Source organism: Pseudovibrio sp. FO-BEG1 (assembly GCF_000236645.1).
Lineage (GTDB): Bacteria > Pseudomonadota > Alphaproteobacteria > Rhizobiales > Stappiaceae > Pseudovibrio.
Map to the genome: position 1 here is coordinate 1,912,224 of NC_016642.1, position 18,630 is coordinate 1,930,853.

The 18,630-nt window shown below is 49.8% G+C and carries 14 protein-coding genes, 1 tRNA gene and 1 pseudogene; 11 read left to right on the plus strand and 5 right to left on the minus strand.

The genetic code is table 11. From position 1 onward, the window contains the following. Positions 1 to 15: 15 nt before the first annotated feature. Positions 16 to 867 (minus strand): MurR/RpiR family transcriptional regulator, encoded by an 852-nt coding sequence (locus PSE_RS08805; RefSeq protein ID WP_008549568.1) that lies wholly within the window; start codon positions 865 to 867, stop codon positions 16 to 18. 341 nt (positions 868 to 1,208) lie between these two features. On the opposite strand from PSE_RS08805, the gene PSE_RS08810 reads away from it, so the two are divergent. The 5 genes from PSE_RS08810 to PSE_RS08830 all read left to right on the plus strand — a co-directional run bounded on the left by PSE_RS08810 (position 1,209) and on the right by PSE_RS08830 (position 5,779). After that, entirely contained in the window at positions 1,209 to 2,135 is a 927-nt protein-coding gene (locus tag PSE_RS08810; RefSeq protein WP_008549715.1) for a sugar ABC transporter substrate-binding protein, read from the plus strand. 41 nt (positions 2,136 to 2,176) lie between these two features. Then, positions 2,177 to 3,304, plus strand: a complete 1,128-nt coding sequence (locus tag PSE_RS08815) for an ABC transporter permease (protein ID WP_208998201.1) — start codon at positions 2,177 to 2,179, stop codon at positions 3,302 to 3,304. A 2-nt stretch (positions 3,305 to 3,306) separates the two neighbouring features. Further along, positions 3,307 to 4,086 (plus strand): ATP-binding cassette domain-containing protein, encoded by a 780-nt coding sequence (locus PSE_RS08820; protein ID WP_041768180.1) that lies wholly within the window; start codon positions 3,307 to 3,309, stop codon positions 4,084 to 4,086. A gap of 201 nt (positions 4,087 to 4,287) precedes the next feature. Continuing rightward, positions 4,288 to 5,400: a Gfo/Idh/MocA family protein gene (locus PSE_RS08825; RefSeq protein ID WP_014284518.1), complete on the plus strand. Its 1,113-nt coding sequence runs from the start codon at positions 4,288 to 4,290 to the stop codon at positions 5,398 to 5,400. A gap of 303 nt (positions 5,401 to 5,703) precedes the next feature. After that, a tRNA-Phe gene (locus tag PSE_RS08830) sits at positions 5,704 to 5,779 on the plus strand. Between the two features lie 242 nt (positions 5,780 to 6,021). On the opposite strand, the pseudogene PSE_RS27620 reads toward PSE_RS08830, so the two are convergent. The 4 genes and pseudogenes from PSE_RS27620 to PSE_RS08845 all read right to left on the minus strand — a co-directional run. Then, positions 6,022 to 6,384, minus strand: a pseudogene (locus PSE_RS27620) (hypothetical protein); the annotation flags it as partial. A gap of 91 nt (positions 6,385 to 6,475) precedes the next feature. Beyond that, a complete protein-coding gene (locus PSE_RS27625; RefSeq protein ID WP_051125893.1) occupies positions 6,476 to 6,937 on the minus strand; it encodes a hypothetical protein in 462 nt (153 codons plus the stop codon). A 1-nt stretch (position 6,938) separates the two neighbouring features. Further along, complete coding sequence (locus PSE_RS08840; RefSeq protein WP_208998123.1) at positions 6,939 to 7,178, minus strand: hypothetical protein; 240 nt, start codon at positions 7,176 to 7,178, stop codon at positions 6,939 to 6,941. A gap of 79 nt (positions 7,179 to 7,257) precedes the next feature. Further along, on the minus strand, positions 7,258 to 7,749 hold the full coding sequence (locus PSE_RS08845; RefSeq protein ID WP_014284520.1) for a MerR family transcriptional regulator: 492 nt from the start codon (positions 7,747 to 7,749) through the stop codon (positions 7,258 to 7,260). Between the two features lie 478 nt (positions 7,750 to 8,227). Here PSE_RS08845 and PSE_RS08850 point away from each other — a divergent pair, with 478 nt between their 5' ends. The 6 genes from PSE_RS08850 to PSE_RS08875 all read left to right on the plus strand — a co-directional run bounded on the left by PSE_RS08850 (position 8,228) and on the right by PSE_RS08875 (position 18,558). Beyond that, positions 8,228 to 8,995, plus strand: coding sequence for a sulfite exporter TauE/SafE family protein (locus PSE_RS08850; RefSeq protein ID WP_014284521.1), 768 nt, complete (start codon positions 8,228 to 8,230; stop codon positions 8,993 to 8,995). A 904-nt stretch (positions 8,996 to 9,899) separates the two neighbouring features. Then, on the plus strand, positions 9,900 to 11,474 hold the full coding sequence (locus PSE_RS08855) for an L-serine ammonia-lyase, iron-sulfur-dependent, subunit alpha (RefSeq protein ID WP_041768182.1): 1,575 nt from the start codon (positions 9,900 to 9,902) through the stop codon (positions 11,472 to 11,474). A 25-nt stretch (positions 11,475 to 11,499) separates the two neighbouring features. Further along, a complete protein-coding gene (locus tag PSE_RS08860) occupies positions 11,500 to 12,549 on the plus strand; it encodes a proline racemase family protein (RefSeq protein ID WP_041768184.1) in 1,050 nt (349 codons plus the stop codon). Positions 12,550 to 12,578: 29 nt separating this feature from the next. Beyond that, positions 12,579 to 13,694, plus strand: coding sequence for a hypothetical protein (locus PSE_RS08865; RefSeq protein ID WP_148266117.1), 1,116 nt, complete (start codon positions 12,579 to 12,581; stop codon positions 13,692 to 13,694). A gap of 201 nt (positions 13,695 to 13,895) precedes the next feature. Continuing rightward, positions 13,896 to 14,912: a GlxA family transcriptional regulator gene (locus PSE_RS08870; protein ID WP_051125894.1), complete on the plus strand. Its 1,017-nt coding sequence runs from the start codon at positions 13,896 to 13,898 to the stop codon at positions 14,910 to 14,912. Positions 14,913 to 15,441: 529 nt separating this feature from the next. Further along, positions 15,442 to 18,558, plus strand: a complete 3,117-nt coding sequence (locus PSE_RS08875) for a hypothetical protein (protein ID WP_148266118.1) — start codon at positions 15,442 to 15,444, stop codon at positions 18,556 to 18,558. Positions 18,559 to 18,630: the final 72 nt, after the last annotated feature.

The following is an 18,630-nucleotide window of genomic DNA, read 5'->3' on the forward strand; positions in this document are numbered from 1 at the left end:
TTCCTTAGAGATACTCTAGGAGAGGGAGGTCCACTTTCGCGCATCGCCAACTGCAACAGCGATAGAAGTTGCAAGGCACATGGTTGTGGAGAGTGAACGGAATGCGCCGTGCTCTGCCTCATTTACCTCCAGAACGGTTGATGAAACGCGGGCGATTGGAGACAGGACACTGTCCGTCAAAGACACTACCGCCACGCCGCGGCCAAAGGCCTTGCTGGCAAACTCAACCACCTCTGGAGAGTAGGGGCTGAAGGTCGCCACAAACAATGCATCGTTCTCATTGATGAACTGAACGCGCTCTTCCAGAATACCTCCCGTGTATTCCAAAAGATTGGTTCTGACGCCCATCTTACCCAATGTATAGTGCAGGTAGCTAACCACTGGGTATGCACGTCTAAGTCCCAATAAGTGTATGTTTTCTGCAGCTGACAGCGCTTCAATGGTGCGTTCCAGTGCCACCGTATCCACCTGCCGTAGCAGATCATCCAGCGACTGCTTGGAGCGTTCCACGAAGTTGCCCAGAATGCTGCCAGGGGTGTTTGTTCCGCTTTCACGGATCTTGGTCAGGCGCTCTGTATACTCAGAGCTGCGGCCAACCAGTTGCCCTTGGAAGATCTGCTGCATCTGCGAGAAACCGTCAAACCCCAGCGTCTGCGCAAAGCGTACAAGAGTAGACGGCTGCACGCCTGCAGCGCTGGCAATCTCCGCTGTTGTGCCAAGAGCGATTCTGTCCGGATTTGCCAATGCGTACCGTGCGCACTGCAAAAGTCTCTTCGGCATGCTCTCTGAAAGAGTACTTATTCTAGCCTTCAGGCTCTCGTAATCCGAGGGAATGTCTGGGCTAATTGCATCTAAATTCTGTGTCATGAAAAAAATCTATTCCAAAACTTGAAAAACCGCAATGTACGTTCTATAAATTTGGAATGAATTTTCCGAATTGGAAAAATTTGGATGAATTCTACGATTGTAGGGCCGGTAACACGCGCTCTGTCCATCTACCTTGTATCTTGCAGATCCAGCACGGATTTGCCGCAAACAGGCTTGCGTTGATATAAAAGGGGATGGGTGCTTTCGCCCGTGGGACGGCTGAGCACTACAATATATGCGGAGACGCATTCGAACTCTGGTGTTTATGGACGAGATACACACCGGACTTCTAGGGGAAACCCTGACTTAAAATTGGCATGCGCCAATCTTGGGAGGTTTATATGAAAAAGACTTTACGCGCGTTCGTAGCTGCTGCTGCGATCATGACTGCACCTGCTGTAATGGCTGCTGACATTATTGTTGTGAGCCACGGCCAGGCAAACGACCCATTCTGGTCTGTTGTTAAAAACGGTGTAGACAAAGCAGCAAAAGACAGCGGCGCTAACGTTTCTTACCGTGCTCCAGAAACTTTTGACATGGTGGCCATGAGCCAGCTTATCGATGCGGCCATCGTTCAGGAGCCGGACGGAATTGTTGTGTCCATTCCAGATGGCGACGCGCTTGGTCCATCCATCACCAAAGCCGTGGAAGCTGGCATCCCTGTCATCTCCATGAACTCCGGTAGTGACGTGTCCGCAAGCTTCGGCACCCTGCTTCACGTAGGTCAGGACGAGTTTGACGCCGGTAAAGCAGCAGGTAAGAAGCTTGCTGATATGGGCGGCAAGGTCGGCATCTGCGTCAACCAGGAAGTGGGCAACGTTTCCCTCGACCTGCGTTGTGAAGGCTTTGCAGCTGGCTTCGGTGGCAACGTGACCGTTGTTCCAACCAACAACGATCCGGCAGAAGTAGAAGCTAAAATCAAGGCAACTCTGGAATCCAACGAAGACATCGACACCATCATGGGTCTTGGTGCTTCTCTCGTGGGTGAGCCAGCAGTAGCAGCGGTTGAAGCTGTCGGACGCACTGGTGAAGTAAATGTAGCAACCTTCGACATGTCCGCAGGCTTCCTGCAGGCAGTTGTTGACGGCAAAGCAGCATTTGCAATTGACCAGCAGCAGTTCCTGCAGGGCTACCTGCCAGTTATCTTCCTCGCTCTCAATGCAGAGTACGGACTTATTCCAGGTGGCAACGTTCCATCCGGTCCAAACCTGATCACTGCTGACAAAGCAGGCCAGGTTGTTGAGCTGTCCGCTCAAGGCATCCGCTAAGGAGCTTTGCTATGGGAGGGGTGCCTGCATCCCTCTCATCCATGCAAACTGAGGGAAATAAAATGTCCGATCTTGCTGTTGAGAGCGCGGACGAAAGAGTAAAAAAAATCTCGCTCATCTCCCGGCTCATGAAGCGTCCGGAACTCGGCGCTATTGCTGGCCTTGCTCTCGTAACAATCTTCTTTCTTTTCACTGCTGACTCCAAGATGTTCACCCTTGCGGGGATCATGAACTTCATGACGCCTGCTGCCCAGCTCGGCATTCTGGCAATCGGAGCAGCACTTCTCATGATCGGCGGCGAGTTCGACCTCTCCGTTGGATCCATGGTTGCGTTCACAGGGCTGATCTTCGGCGCGGCAATGGTCACCTTTGACCTGCCGTTGTTTGCAGCGATTATTGTCACCTTCATGGCGGCAGCTGCGATGGGTGCCCTCAACGGGCAGATCGTTATCCGCACAGGTCTGCCGTCTTTTATTGTAACGCTGGCGTTCCTCTTTATCCTGCGTGGTCTATCCCTGGTTGGCCTCAAGGCCGCAACCGGCGGCTCCACCCAGCTCCGCGGCATCCGTCAGGAGTTTGAAGGCACGTGGTTGGCTGAGTTCTTCAGCGGCGAAGCGTTTACACCTCTGTTCTACTGGTTGGCGGAATCTGGCTGGATCGACACCTTTAAGTCCGGCAAACCAAAAGTCGACGGTGTTCCGGTTGATATCATCTGGTTCCTGCTGCTCGCTCTTGTTGCCACCTGGGTGCTCCTGCGCTCTCGCTATGGCAGCTGGATCTTTGCAGCTGGCGGCGACAGCAACGCAGCAAGCAACTCCGGTGTGCCAGTGCGCAAGGTCAAGATGTACCTGTTCATGTTCACCGCATGCTGTGCAGCGCTTGTTGCAATCCTCACCGTGATGGATGCAGGCTCCACCGATGCCCGTCGTGGCTTCCAGAAGGAGTTTGAAGCTATCATCGCAGCGGTAATTGGCGGCTGTCTGCTCACCGGTGGTTACGGGTCTGCGATTGGTGCGTTCTTCGGCTCCATCATCTTCGGTATGGTGCTGATCGGCCTCAGCTACACCAATATCGATCAGGACTGGTATCTGGTCTTCCTCGGTTCCATGCTGCTGATTGCGGTGTTGTTTAACAACATGATCCGCAAGCGCGTCACAGGGGAGCGCTGATCATGACATCACCTATCGTAGAGATGAAGAATATCCAAAAGCACTTCGGTTCCGTAATTGCTTTGGCTGGTGTTTCCTTCTCCGTCATGCCCGGCGAGGTGCATTGTCTGCTTGGTGATAATGGTGCAGGTAAATCCACCTTCATCAAAACCATGTCCGGCGTGCACAAGCCAAGCAAGGGCGAGATCTTTGTTGACGGTCAGAAGCAGGTCTTTGAAAGCCCGCGTGATGCAATGAATGCTGGCATCGCAACGGTGCACCAGGATCTGGCCATGATCCCGCTCATGTCCATCACCCGCAACTTCTGGCTGGGCCGCGAGCCGGTCAAAAAGTTCGGACCAATCTCTTACTTTGATCACAAGTACGCAAACGAAGTGACCATGGAAGAGATGTCCAAGATGGGCATTAACCTGCGTGAGCCGGATCAGGCTGTGGGCACACTGTCCGGCGGTGAACGCCAGACAGTCGCAATCGCACGCGCCGTATACTTCGGTGCGAAGGTCCTCATCCTTGACGAGCCGACCTCTGCTCTGGGCGTACGTCAGACGTCCAATGTGCTCTCGACAATGGATAAGGTCCGCAAGAAAGGTGTTGGCGTCGTGTTCATTTCGCACAACGTTCGCCACGCCATGGCAGTGGGTGATCGCTTCACAGTGCTGAACCGGGGCAAAACCCTCGGCACGGCGAAGAAGGGCGAGATCACCGCTGAGGAATTACAAGACTTGATGGCTGGCGGGCAGGAGCTTGCCAGTCTGGAGGCATCATTGGGCGGCACCGTGTGATGCGTATTTCCGGGAGCTAAACTCAGTTCCCGGTCCAGGCATACGCAACATACAGGTTGTTCAATGACACATTGAGGAGCGGCATTACCCGATCGTGCCGCTCCTTCTTTCTAGCAATGCTCCGTTTCAAAGCGCGTTCTGTGGGAACCAATTAAGAACAAGAACCCGCTTCGCTCTGGGAGCACTTTCAGGATTACTGAGATGGAAAAAATCGGCGTAGGTCTGATTGGAACCGGATATATGGGCAAATGTCATGCTCTGGCATGGAATGCCGTATCCGGTGTGTTTGGTGGTGAGCTTAAGCCAGAACTGGTAACGCTTGCTGAGGTGAATGAAGAACTGGCAGCAGCGCGCGCAAAAGACTTCGGCTTTGCCAAGTCAACGGGCAACTGGCGCGATATGCTGGCTGATCCTGATATTCATATTATCTCGATTACCACGCCGAACGAGTTCCACCCGGAAATGGCGATTGCAGCTCTGGAAGCTGGCAAGCACGTTTACTGCGAAAAGCCGATGGCACCTTCCTTTGAAGATGCCCAGAAGATGCTCGAAGCATCCCGCAAGTCCGGCAAGAAAACCTTCCTCGGCTACAACTACATCCAGAACCCGATGATGCGCCGCATCCGCGACCTGCTGAACGCAGGTGAGATTGGCGACGTGCTTCAGATCCGTCTTGAGATGGACGAAGACTTCATGGCCAACCCGGATGATGAATGGGGCATCAAGAGCGGTGCAGCTTCAGGTTTCGGTGCTCTGGACGACTTCGGCGTACACACCATGTCCCTGCTGATGGCGCTCAACCTGCGCATTGCCAAAGTCATGTGCCACATGACCAAGCCATACGCGACCCGCAAAGACGCAGCAGGCAACGACAAGGCTGTCGAGACTTATGATGCTGCCACCGTGCTGTTTGAACTTGAAAACGGCGGCAACGGCACATTGCAGCTCAACCGCTCCGCATGGGGCCGCAAAGGCCGCATCGCCGTACAGATCTTCGGCTCCAAAGGCTCCATCGTTTATGATCAGGAACGCATGAACGAAATGCACGTCTACAAGGCGGAAGGCGACGTCGCAGGGCAGGGCTACACCACCATTCTGGCAGGCCCAGCACACGAACCATACGACCGCTTCATTCCAGCTCCGGGCCACGGCCTCGGCTTCAACGACCTGAAGATCATCGAAGTCAATGAGATCCTGAAGAGCCTGCAGGGCCAGGAAAGCCACCTGATCGACTTCGAACGCGGCATCTTCATCGAAGGCCTCGTTCAGTCCATGGCCAAATCTCACGAACAGTCTGGTTGGGTCTCTGTTTAAGATCCATAGACATCGGAATGAAAAAGGCGCTCTAAAGCGTATCGCTGAAAAGTGGGAACCAGTTTTCAGATAAAGATACGCGGGAAACAAAGGCTAAAGCAGTTCATGTGCTTCTACGAAGATGCGAACTGCTTTAGCCACGCCCTTTTTTGTGCTGTGATTTCTCAGCCACAAGGCCTTCAGCGAAAAAAAAGATTTAACCCCCTAAAAGCCTTTGGGAAAACTCTTTGAGGTGCTGGACAGACAAACTTTCCCACCCTATAAGACCCTCACCTCAGCGGGGCACACTGCCCAACGCGACAGGCCCGGATAGCTCAGTTGGTAGAGCAGCGGATTGAAAATCCGCGTGTCGGTGGTTCGAATCCGCCTCCGGGCACCACTTATCTCCTTGAAATTATTAGATGATAAACCGAGCATTTGCTCTTCTTTATCAAGGTTTGACACTTTTTCCGGCATGGTTTGACACTTTTGCTCCAACTGTTTGCTGAATTCTTCCCCGCGTAGCGTGATTTCCTTCTCAAATCGGACAGCAATGTCCGACATGCTTTTGCGCAAATCAGCTCCTTTTGCATAAAGCCGCGCCATGGCTTCTGTCTCATGTCCCAGCGCAGCAGCAAGGTCTCTGTCGTTCAGCCCAATCTCCCGCAAAATGGTCGCCACCGTATGCCGCAGGCCATAAAGAGTGAGGCTCGGCTCAATCAGGCTCTTGTCTTCTAATTGGATGCGTAGTTTGCGCCATGATGCTCTGAACCCCGAGACAGTCCATGATTGCCCTCTGGAGTTTGCGCAAAGCGTTGGAGCCGAGTGGGTAGGGGCTTCATCAAGAGCTGCTTTCAAAGGTGCAATGACAGGCCAAAAGACCGGAGCCCCTGTTTTGGCTCGCCGTGTTGAGATGAAACCATTTTGGTATTGCTGCTTGGAAAGCGTTAGAGCGTCTTGTGGACCAAGTCCCGTATACATCATCAAGGTAAGGGCAGGAACCATTTGAGGAGATGCGTGTTTTAAAACGATCCTGCGCTCGTCATCCGTCCAGGGCCTGTTGGCGATTGGAGCGTTCTTAGGATTGCGAATGGATTTAACCCGCAGGGTTTTCTTTGACGAACCCGCGCTCCTTGCCCCAAGAAAACAGAACAGAGAGCACTTGTTTTATATAGTTTGCAAAGCGCCGCTTACGCTGCTCCTCTGCTTTATCTCTGAGTTTGACTATGAAGGGTGAGGTAAAGCGGGTGAGGGGGGTGTTGTTGATTGGCGCCAGATAATCAAAGACCTTCTGGTAGTCCGACTTGGTGCGATCGGCTAGTTCAAGAAAGGCAGAGCTGGCGCGATACTTGTCAATCAGATTGCCGAGCGTGCCCGGTCTGTTGGTATCAGCCACTGACATCAAGCTTGTCAGTCGCTCGCATTCCGCCAGAAAGGCAGCGCTGCCAATTGGCGCTTTTTCCAGATTGATCGCCTCTCCAGTCTTGCGATGATAACACCGGAGCTTGCCATGCTGGTCATTGAAGATCTTGAAGCCTTTAACCCGGATCATCGTCATATCAGGCTCCCAGCTGATTGAGGAGATCATCATCAGATGGATGGCTGTTTTCTTTCAGGCATTCAATCCAGCGATCCAGATCCTTGACGTCCCAGACCTTGCGCCCTCCGGGAAGAAGAACAGCGGGAACCGGGCAATTGGCCAGGAAGCTGGTTGCACTTAGTCCGCAATAGGAAGCCGCATCAGCTCTCTTCAGCATGCGATACGGCTGGATACTCAAGTTCAACTGCGCTCTCGCCATATCAATCCCCTCTCGATCTTCAGGCTATAGATGTTTTGATGCCGACAGCATGGGCCTGTGATTTAATGAGCCAAAGTGATTACTCGCTCTCCTCACGAACCTTTGTGCAAGATACCAGCACTTTCAAAAACAAAGCACCACAATCGACAATATGATAGGCAGGCTGACGTTTTGAGCTTCGCATAATCTGAGTGATCGCCTTCAGAAGCTCTTCCAGTCCGAGATGCATCTCTATCTGAATATTTTCCTCATCCATTGCATTGTTGCAAAGGCAGAAAACACTACTTTCTGTGCCAAGAATACCAGACCATTTGTTGGCGAGCTGCTGTGAGACAGTCCCGGCAATCAGCTCTGCAATCGTATTTGTGCAGTGAGAGCGTACCATGTTGTGGTAGGTGGCAACGGCCATCAGATCATTAAAGGTATATCGGGTCCAGCCTTGGCGCTCGCCCTCAAGCACCAATTGCTTCCGCCGCCTCCAGACCCGCAACGTCTCAATATTCATCCCAACGATCTTGGCAACTTCGGACGCCGTGTAGGTCCGGCTATAAGTGTCACTCTTCCCAATCATGCACGACTCACTTCTTGAATTGGGTCGAGAGTACCATTTTATCCGAATGGGTCAAGTGAAACGAAAATGAATCTTCTAACTGATTGGTTTAGTAAGTGTATTGCATGCTGATAAAAAGTGATAATGGAATGTAGTGTTCGTAATCGAGCCTTAGTGGAGATTGAAATACTTCTACGTGAAGTCGAAGCAAGCAACACCGAATGTTCTTTTGCAGGTCCTTACGATCGGCCTAGAACCTCCAATTGACTACGGAGGCCCTTAGCTCTGGCCAATAGCATCTCTTTGTCGGAGCTTTACAGGTCATTATATATGTCTCAAACATTGTATGCTTTGAGCTGGTTATTTGCATTCAAGACAATCTGATAATGCAATTCTGGCTCCTCCACACCGATCCATTTTTACTGGTATCGTTACTTGGTTGTTTGATCATTTATGAAAGCCTATTACACATCAGATTAACTGTTGGAGAGGCTGCAATATGGATGAAGCCGGGGTTCTGGGTTATTCTTACATCGAACTATCGTTGATTGCAGCTACATACTTTTTTGCAGCCTTTATCAAAGGGTTCGCGGGACTTGGGTTCACGACGAGTTGCCTTGCAATCCTGGTTCATTTCATAGGCTTGGATCGCGCAATACCTCTCATTACTATACCTGCGTTAGCGATAGACATCATTCTTGTCTACGAATCTGGTAATGTAAGAACCTCTTTTTTGCGATTTCAAAAACTGCACATCTTCACGATTCCAGGAGTGGTTTTGGGTTTATGGCTTTTGAGTACTGCACCGATGCATTTGCTCACCATAACCTTGGGCACTCTTATTATCTTGTTTTATTTTTATTCTATAGCATCGAAGGATTTCAGTTTGCCTCCCCATCTGGAGAGCGCTTTCGCAAGCCCAGTCGGATTTATTACAGGGCTTCTTTGCGGCATGACTGGCTCTCAATTGTTACCAGTGGCGCCATATCTCATTTCTCTTCGATTACCTCGCTCTGAGTTTATTCAGGCTATCAATACATGTTTTACATTCCTCACCCTTAGCATGATGATAGGCCTCACATATCTGGGGTTGTTGCATATTGGTGCATTTGCCGTTTCTTTCGTCGGGCTAGGTATCGTTTATGGCGGGACGAAAACAGGCAATTATCTCGGTCAATATATGAGCGCCACGCTGTTTCGACATGTAGTACTGGTGATGCTTTTGTTGTCTGGAGTTGCCCTGATCGTGTTTGAAGTCCTTAGATAAAATGGCCTTTAACTCTGATATGCACCTATGACATGTTTGACGTTGCAACGTCCAAGATCAGATAGCGCTGAGTATATGGCCAACACCAAAGCTCGTTCCAATTAGGCCCAACTGGACTGAACGTGCATATTTGAGCGTCGAGAAGAACAACAAGGGAACATTGAGGCGTATTCACCCAAGTTTAATAATTTTTAACTGGTAACATTGGGTAAGGATGTCGTTGGCTGCACTGCAAAAAGTCGAGTCAGTCTGAGACCTCTGCAGCCGACGAGGGGCAACAGCAGCCATTCGCGCGATGCTAAATGTAATTGTTGGCGTCTGCGAAGAGAACATTCATCTAGCAATATGAAAGACTACACGGCTTTCTGATTGAGACTGGTAATCGGAGGAGAAAACTGCAGCTACAAAATCTTTGTTTTGGCAACACGCTTGGTCTTGATGGCCAACCTTGATCTGGTGGCTTGTTCCGCAAACAAGCATTCATTGCGCTATACTAGGGGATACTCAAAATATTCAAAGGAAGCAATCACTCTGACTTAGCGGACTATCCATTGCAAAAAGGCAATAGTTGCTTGTAGGCTTCAGGCAAGACAGTGCTGTTTTGTTTGGCAACTGAGTTACTCAGTAGTTGCACAAGGACTAGACGTCCTATCATTCCTACGTGATGTCCAGTTTGTCCTATTATTGAAAATCAATTATATCTATAAATTTAAGCAAGAAATACAAAGCTCATATGGCTCTTTTGATGGGTGGTTTTGAGAAAGTATTTTGAAGAGCAAATAGTCAACTGATCTTTGGCAAGTAAAGGGCAGGTATCCCGATACATTTGTGTCTCTGCAGTATCTTCCATTTCTGTCTGGTCAGTACTGAATAAAGGTCTCTTATTGGGATACGTAGGTTAACTATGAGCTACAGCTTGCTTAATTCAGTGTTAGGTCCAGTCATGCGGGGGCCATCGAGTTCTCATACCGCAGGGCCATTTTTTATCGCAGATTGTATTCGGCAACTCAGTCTTGTCGATGGTGAACGATTACTCTCAGCACGTATCAACTTCGATCCTACTGGCTCCTATGCGCGTGTTTATAAAAACCAGGGCTCCGACCAAGGTATTGCGGCAGGACTATTGGGTCGAGCAATGACTCATCCAGTTTACGCTCATGCTCAAGATGATATTGCGAAGGATAGGCTGTTCGACCTCAGCTTTAATATCAAGCCTTTGCAAGCGGCTAGCCATCCCAATGATGCTGAGTTTGAGTTGCAGATAATGCAACAGGATGGCTCAATCAGACACGAGAACTGGCGTTCTGTCTCAGTTGGCGGGGGCATGTTTCAGCTTACATCCCTTAATGGGGCCGACTTACAGATCAGTGGTGCATTCTACGCTACGCTGGTCGAAGCCAGCAGTCGGCAGGTAGTCGAGCAAACACTTGCCCATATCAGAGAAAACTATTTTCTTGCTGATCTTGGAGTTTGCTCGACCTTTTGCTCGGATAACACCATCGAAATTCAAACTCTGGTGCCTCTTAGGCCTGATGTCATCGCAAACCTACGGCGATTGGATGATGTTGTTCGTGTAAGACAATGCAAACCGGCACAACTCATCATTAAAGATGCAACACCCCTGTTTGAGAGTTCCAGCCATATTCTGAATGCAGCAACTCAGGCGCCTCTCCATGAGCTTGCAGAGCAATATGAGGCCAAGCAACTTGGTCTGACAAAAGCAGAAGTACGCGAGCTTTTTCTGCAAAGATTGGAAACCATGCTTGCTTCCATAGAAAAAGCGCTAGAACAAGACTCAAAGGGGATGAAGTTCCTTTCTCCCAAGGCGTCTCAATTGATAGCGTCTACCCAAGCTTCTGCCATCGCCAGCCCAATCTTGAGCCGCGCTATTGCTGCGGCATTAGCTACAATGGAGTCTGGTACGAGCCGAGGCATTGTAGTGGCTGCACCAACCGCCGGTTCTGCTGGAATAGTTCCGGGTATCGCATACGCTCTTTTGAGAAGTGGTTTCACAAAAGATGACTGCATCAATCTTTTGGAAGTAGCGGCTTTGGTGGGAGCGATTGTCGCACAGCAAGCTACATTCGCTGCAGAAGTTGCAGGCTGTAACGCAGAAACAGGCGTCTCAGCTGCAATGGCTGCAGCTGGCCTTGCACATGTGCTGGGTGCAACACCACAACAAGCATTTGATGCTGCCTCAATTTGCATGATGAACACCATGGGACTGGTGTGTGATCCCGTAAACGGCGAAGTAGAAATTCCGTGTCACGCAAGAAACATTGGTGGGGTTTCTCACGCCATCAGTTCGGTCACAGCGGTCCTTGGTGGCTTTGAAGCTGTCTTGCCGATGGATGAACTCATCGGCTCCATGATGCAAGTGGCCAGCAAAACACATTCGGACATGCTCTGCACCGCCAGAGGTGGATGCGCAGTAACTGCAACTGCGCGGGAACTCCTGAAACAAAAAGCAAAAAGCTAGTTCTTCGATAACTGGAGAAAATCCAATGCAATGGAATAGAAGTATTACCATGCTCGGCGTGCATGCCGAGGGTGAGGTCGGCCGCGTCATTACGGGTGGAGTGATCAACATTCCGGGTGAAACGATGTTGGACAAAATGCTCCACATCAACAACGTAGATGACAGCATTCGCCGCTTTGCACTTCACGAGCCCCACGGAAGTGCGCAGATGTCAGTGAACCTGCTTCTTCCACCAGTAAACCCGAAAGCTGATGTGGGCTTTATCGTCATGCAACCGGATGCTGCCCACGCACTATCAGGTTCCAACACAATGTGCGTCACAACTGCTGTTCTGGAATCTGGCATGCTGCCTATGCAAGATGGTGAGAATACCCTGACAATTGATACACCAGCAGGCCTCATTCCAGTCGTTGCACATTGCAAAGACCACAAAGTTCAAAAGGTCACAATCGATATTTGCCCAAGCTTCGTAGAGCACCTTGATCATCTGGTGCAGGTGGATGGTCTCGGTGAAATCAAAGTCGATGTGGCATTTGGTGGTTGTTACTTTGCCATGGTGGATGCTGAAGGCCTTGGCTTTGAGATTTCACCAGAGAACGCACGGCAGATGGTTGATACAGCGCATGCAATCAAAAAGGCCGTTGATCAGCAGGTGAGGGTGCAACACCCTGAGATCGAGCAGTTCAACCATGTTGAATATGTCATGTTCACCGGAGTGCACCCAACCGAGACAACTGTCTACAAGAACGGAACAATTATCTTCCCTGGCCGTGTTGATCGCTCTCCATGCGGCACTGGCTCCTCCAGCCGAATGGCATGTCTATATGCCCGTGGCGAGTTGGAGATTGGCGACAAGGTGTTCATGGAGTCCACGATTGGAGGACGGTTTGAAGCCGAGATTGCTGCCACATGTAAGGTTGGTGATAGGGACGCGATTGTTCCACGCCTGACAGGCCGCTGTTGGATTTACTCAATTGAGCAACATGGCGTCCATCCTAGCGATCCTTTCCCTCTTGGCTACACGATGTCTGACACCTGGGGCCCAGACGTCAAAGCTCCGACACATAACAACTAATCGACAACACAACCAACGGGAGAATGGTCATGCAGTCGAAGTCAAACTCGCTGATGAAGATTGTTACTATTGCGGGAGCATTTACCGCCTATCAGATTGGATCGGGTTTTGCGACGGGACAAGAGATCCTTCAGTACTTCGTATCCTATGGATATTGGGGCATCTTGGGCGCTGCTCTTACCCTTATATTATTTGCTTACGTATCTATTTGCTTCATGTCTGTTGGGCGACATCAAAAGCTCAACAAAGCAAACGACGTCTACCAGTATTATTGCGGCAAACATGTCGGAATGTTCTATGATTACTTCTCGACATTGTTCTGCTTCCTGACATTTTCAGTAATGGTTGCGGGCGCAGGCGCAGCCTTGAACCAACACTTCGGATTACCAACGATCTTTGGTGGTTCGTTGATTGCAATCCTGGCGTTTGTCACAGTGATTATGGGCCTGAATCGTATCGTTGACATTATTGGGAAACTTGGACCCGTCATTGCCGGTGTTGCAATTGTTCTTGGACTTGTTTCTATCTTCAGTAACCTCGGTAATTTAACACCCAGTGATGTCACACCGCTTATTGAAAGCAAAGTTGAGGAAGGTGTTGTTCTGCAAGCCTCGAGCAACTGGTTCTTTGCAGCTCTCAACTATGTTGGCTTTTGCATGTTGCTGCTTGGTGCCTTCATGGCCGCAATTGGCTCAAAAACATCAAATGACTCCGAAGTGAAAGGTGGAGGCATTTTGGGTGCGATGCTTTTCTCAGGCGCTATTATCGTAGTTGCTTTGGGTTTGATGGGGCAGTTGAACAATGTTGCAGGAACACAAATCCCGATGCTTGTGTTGGCAGCTGATGTGAGTCCGATCATTGCAAGCGCATTTTCATTCATCATCATTGCAGGCATTTACACAACAACAGCACCGCTGCTTTGGAATGTATCGGCTCGGATCACTCCAGAGGGAACGCCAAAGTCTAAGTTAATCACAGCCGGTCTTACACTGGTTGGCGCAACGCTGGGTCTTTTTATTCCGTTCGATCAGCTTCTGAACGTTGTTTATGTGGTGAATGGATATGTTGGCATTGTACTACTCGGCTTTATGATCGCTAAACAACTGAAGTCCAGTGTTTCAGTTAAGGCAGAAGCCGTTAGTTGAGGAGAAATCTGAAGTTCAAAAGAGGTTTGCATTCAGCTTTATTGCAAATCTCTTTTGGCATCTCATTCGAGCATCGCTTAGGTTTGGGATCGATCTGAGAATGATGCGTTTCTTGATTTACTCACGATGAAAAGTACGTGACTTGCTTTAAGAGTGATGAAGATGAGACCTCAATCATTAAGCCGGAGAGCAGAGTGTAAGATGAAAGTTGCGATGGTGCTGCTTCCCAATTTCACGCTTCTTGCACTGAGCTGTATGACTGAGGTCTTACGCCATGCTGCGGACGATGGTGATGAAAGCAGGCAGATCAACTGTTCGTGGGATCTGCTATCCGTCTCAACGAACCCAATCATGTCCAGCTCTGGAATAGCGGTCACACCCAACAAAACGCTTGAATGCGATCTTACAGGTTATGACTACATCGTCATTATCGGAGGTAAGCTTCCCAAGGATTGCTTGTATCCTGATGCCTATATCCAGTTCATCAAAAGATGCCGTCAGCAAGGTAATAAAATGATCGGTATGTGTACCGGTACATTTGCTCTTGCACGTGCAGGTATTATGAAAAACGTACGGACTGCGCTGCATTGGTACCATTATCAGGAGTTTAAGAGACACTTTCCATCATCAATAGCGGTTACAGACGAGCTCTTCATCGAAGATCGTGGCATCATCACATGTGCAGGAGGAGCGGCTAGTTCAGATCTGGCCTTGTACCTGGTGGATAAACACTTGGGTAAGGGGAAAGTCATCAAATGCTTGCGGCACCTGATCTTAATTTCTGCCAGAGAAGCTCGGCAATCTCAAACACCCTTTGATCTGGATATCCCTCAGTTTAGCGATGTGAGACTACGCAAAGCTGTATTTCTGATGGAGCAGAACCTCGAAGAGATTCTTGAGATCGCACAACTGGCCAACACCCTAAGCCTTAGTCAGCGCCAGCTCAGTCGTTTATTCTTAGAGCATACAGGCATGTCTCCGAGTGCTTATTACCGTAGCCTTCGTCTTCGTCATGCGCGATGGCTTCTCGAGAACTCCGACCAACCCTTAGATCACATTGCTCTCGGTTGCGGCTTCTCAGATCTCTCGCACCTAACGCGCTACTATAAGAAGCAATACAAACAGACACCAGGTGCAACCCGATCAACTCGAAGAAAAGCTCAAGCTGAGTTGGAAGCAGAGCAGTCCGGAAGCTTAGCAGAGTTTATACATGAATGATGGGCCGAGAGACGATTTAGCCTATTTTAGAACTGAAACTTAGCCGAGATGGGGTTTTCACTAGCAATGCAAAAATCCGCTTTGGGCCAAAGGCTGACATTCAAGAGGTTCTATCACGGGTTGAATCAGTTCCACCAAGAGACTTCTTCAGTAGTCCTCGCAAACGATCTGCAACCACCCGAAGGCCCCAACAGCCGACTTTAGCCTATGGCAGCAATTTCGCTGTTGCAAAGTGCAAAAGCGGCCATTCAATGTAGGCGAAAATACAATGGCTGACTTTGCGGTCGCCCTATAGTGTTTTTACATTAAAGCTTTGCCTGCTTTCGCTGGTTCCGATACTATCTAGTATACTCGCCTTCAGCTTGGATTGAGGCCAATTTCAAAGAGCTAGAAATTTAGAAAACATCGGGACAGTATGAGAGATTACCCAAAACCATCTGAGCTAATGAGAGAATGGCGCCCGTACCTTTTTTCGGACAGCAGCCGAGTTGGTGCATACAAACTCGATAGATCGGAATTCAGCCATTGGTTGGAAACACTAACGGAACGCAATCAACACAAAGACTTCGAAATTTTTTGTCGTCATCTTTGTGAACGTGTCATTTGCCCTAACCTAAGGACACAAACTGGTCCCGAGGGTGGAGGCGATGGAAAAGTCGATACTGAGACTTACGCGGTTGCAGAAGAGATCGCACAACGTTGGTTTGTGGGTGATGCGAACGCAGCCACCGAACGTTGGGCCTTTGCGATGAGTGCCAAGGAGAAGTGGGCACCCAAAGTTCGCAGCGACGTCAAAGGGATCATCGAAACGGGTCGCAAGTACGATCGCATATACTTTCTAACCAGTCGTCCAGTTAAGGCGAAACGCTGCCATGACATCGAGAAGGAACTCACCGATAAGTACGGTGTTCCCGTGACCATTTTGGACCGAGAGTGGTTGATCGAGAAGACAATTGAGAACGGTTTTGAGGACCTGGCCTACAAGGATCTTGGTGCAGGAACCTATGAGCCTGAAAAAGAGCTGGTTGGCCCCAATGACTTCCGTCGGAACCAAGAACTGGAAGAGATCGAAGAGCGCATCAAAAAATTGGGCGACGAAAGGAGCGATCAGACCCAACTTGTCTCAGACACCTATGAAGCTGCTCGCCTGTCACGAAACCTAGAGCGCCCACGCTTTGAGACAGAGGGTCGCTATCATCGCGCGATCAATGTGGCAAACAAAAGCGGTTCTCATGATCAGGTCTTGCGCGCTAACTACGAGTATTGCTGGGCGATGTTTTGGTTCCATGACGACGTCGAACCGATGAACCGCATGTATGAAGAGGTTGAAAACCTCGCTTTGAGTTCTGGGACGGCAGCGGACCTGTCAAAAGTCGGCAATTACCTAAGTGTCATGTCGAGCCACGCTGCTCAAAACTTCGAAACCGCAGAACACTTAAAGCTCGACGAAAGAAGAGCGCGAATGGCCGACCAGCTCACAGCCATGAGCCAGAACGCGTCTCAACCGAATAACGCGCTCCACGCCGAAACTCTTTTAGTTCTCATGAGGCTACACGACGAAGGCTCACGAAACGATCCCGAAGCGCTGGAGAGCATTTGGGGTAACCTAGATGAAATCGTTGGCCGCTCAGAAGGGCTTGCTGAGTTCCCGATAAGTCTGATTGACGACATTGTGGAACGAATATCTTCGATGTCACCAGAAAGCGAAGCTCTTGACAGACTGACGGAGACACTCGCAGAGTTCATGGGACAGCGGGAGCAAGACGGGAAAGCAGGCGAGATTTACCTTCGGCGTGGTCTTGGGAAGGCAAAAAATGAAATGCCGATTGATGCCATCTATTGGCTTGGCAAGGCGTCGATACGTTTCAGGAAAGACGAATACACCGAAGAGCAGTTCAACACCCTGTATTACATCGCTGTTGCGTATCGTAGTGCTGGATTGTTGTGGGCGGCTCGCTCTACCTGTTTGTCTGCACTTGTCAATGCAAACAAGATCTCGTCCAAAAACGCCGAGACGAAAATAGAAACAATCCCAACGGTTTCATTGTTGGGCATGCTGAGCGTGCAGCTGGGGCGCACCTCTGACCTCATCCTATGTATGTTTTGGTTGATGGGGCTCCTACAGACGTTGCCTCTTGCTAAAGAAAGCAAAGCTCACCTCGAAGAGCGGATCACTGAGCTTGATCGCTTGCACGCTTGTTTCATCGCGGGGCTTCCCAATTCTTCGATCCCGGTATTGTCTGGCCTTCCTGACATTCTTGATGCACTGGGCATGTATCAATCTGAGTTCATATTGCTGTACCGGCTCGGCTGGGGAGAGAAACTTGTTGAAATGGAACTGATCCCAGAAGGCACTGAAGTTTCTGAAGTTGCCGATATGACCAGTCTATTAGCCGCACAACCAGCACGCTCCAGCATGCCAAAGGCTTTGGGACTAAACCAAGGTCATGCCTTCCAAGCTCAAACCACCATAATCGGTGTAGAGATCAACTTTCACGGTGGAGACACCTTGGACGATGTTCTGCTGTGCCAAACATGCCTAACGGCGGTTGAAAGTTTCATGGCTACAGCTTTCAGACATCAGGTTTTCCCTCGTGTCGAGCGGCTGGATGTATTCATTTCGTTGCAAATTGATCTTGAAGAGGTCTCTATCGAGCTTGACGAGAGTAGCAGCCGCATCACCGTCATGTGGCCTCAGGTTCAATCGGTTTTGAATTCACAAGCCGTCATGGTGGCTCAGCCTCATCTGTTAGAATTGTGCGCGCTTGTCCTAAGCGCGATTTCGATGATGCCTGAAACGGAAAAGTCGTTAGATCAGATGGTGACACAAGAAGAGGTGCTTGAGCGAGCTCTCTCGTTCAGCTTCGCACATTTTGCGTTGGAACGTGTTATGGGAACCAATGCATCGTCTTTGGATGACTTCGAACACCTTAGGGAAAAATCATATCCGCCTATTTATCCGTTGCCTGACGTTGTCCCGCAGTCTTCAAAACAGGGTGGAATATCCCAGTCTAATGAGTGGGCTGGAAGCAACGAGGTGCCTGATGAGTTCGAGACGCCGCAAAGTCACAAAGCAATAAAATCATGCAGCATCATCAATTTGCCGCTCTGGGATAAGGCTGGATGGCAAGGTGTGCTCTATGCGCACAACGGAGCCGAAGATCAGCAACCTCCAATGTTAGGTTTGGTGCTATCCGACCGGGACGCAGCCACTGGCATCTTTAAGGAATGGAACAAGAAGTTTGGCCGGAAGGACGTTGATGACCAAATCAGAATTTCAATTATTCGAGGGGTCAAGGCGGAACAAGAACACCACTATCGTGTCCACATCTCCAGATCGATCGAGAACGGCCTGGGACAAGAAAATCCAGGCAGCCGGATCTACAATGTGTCACGGATACATAACATGGAGCCCGAAAGTTCCGAAAATCTGGAGATGTTTTTAGAGCAATTCAATAAGTTCGGAATGTTCTTTTTGATTCCTGTCGTAGTGTCTGAAAGCGCGTCAATGCCTGATTTGCTGATTGAGCATTCAATCTTATGTCGCAATCTCCATGTCAGGTATGCCTATGAGATTGGTCAGCATGATCCCGACTCGGTGGTCATAAAGGACGGTGACAATATCGTCCAGCCTGACGAAGTATGATCTAAGCAGTGTTTTCGGTGGTGGCCGGACGCCGGGTATTCATAGCATGATGGTGACTTAGTATTCAGCCGA

Excerpts from the sequence above, each read along its gene's own strand:
- PSE_RS08805 (WP_008549568.1), bottom strand. The coding sequence starts at position 867 with ATGACACAGAATTTAGATGCAATTAGCCCAGACATTCCCTCGGATTAC.
- PSE_RS08840 (WP_208998123.1), bottom strand. The coding sequence starts at position 7,178 with ATGGCGAGAGCGCAGTTGAACTTGAGTATCCAGCCGTATCGCATGCTG.
- PSE_RS08870 (WP_051125894.1), top strand. The coding sequence starts at position 13,896 with ATGAAAGTTGCGATGGTGCTGCTTCCCAATTTCACGCTTCTTGCACTG.
- PSE_RS08815 (WP_208998201.1), top strand. The coding sequence starts at position 2,177 with ATGCAAACTGAGGGAAATAAAATGTCCGATCTTGCTGTTGAGAGCGCG.
- PSE_RS08810 (WP_008549715.1), top strand. The coding sequence starts at position 1,209 with ATGAAAAAGACTTTACGCGCGTTCGTAGCTGCTGCTGCGATCATGACT.
- PSE_RS27625 (WP_051125893.1), bottom strand. The coding sequence starts at position 6,937 with ATGACGATGATCCGGGTTAAAGGCTTCAAGATCTTCAATGACCAGCAT.
- PSE_RS08825 (WP_014284518.1), top strand. The coding sequence starts at position 4,288 with ATGGAAAAAATCGGCGTAGGTCTGATTGGAACCGGATATATGGGCAAA.
- PSE_RS08860 (WP_041768184.1), top strand. The coding sequence starts at position 11,500 with ATGCAATGGAATAGAAGTATTACCATGCTCGGCGTGCATGCCGAGGGT.
- PSE_RS08850 (WP_014284521.1), top strand. The coding sequence starts at position 8,228 with ATGGATGAAGCCGGGGTTCTGGGTTATTCTTACATCGAACTATCGTTG.
- PSE_RS08865 (WP_148266117.1), top strand. The coding sequence starts at position 12,579 with ATGCAGTCGAAGTCAAACTCGCTGATGAAGATTGTTACTATTGCGGGA.
- PSE_RS08820 (WP_041768180.1), top strand. The coding sequence starts at position 3,307 with ATGACATCACCTATCGTAGAGATGAAGAATATCCAAAAGCACTTCGGT.
- PSE_RS08855 (WP_041768182.1), top strand. The coding sequence starts at position 9,900 with ATGAGCTACAGCTTGCTTAATTCAGTGTTAGGTCCAGTCATGCGGGGG.
- PSE_RS08845 (WP_014284520.1), bottom strand. The coding sequence starts at position 7,749 with ATGATTGGGAAGAGTGACACTTATAGCCGGACCTACACGGCGTCCGAA.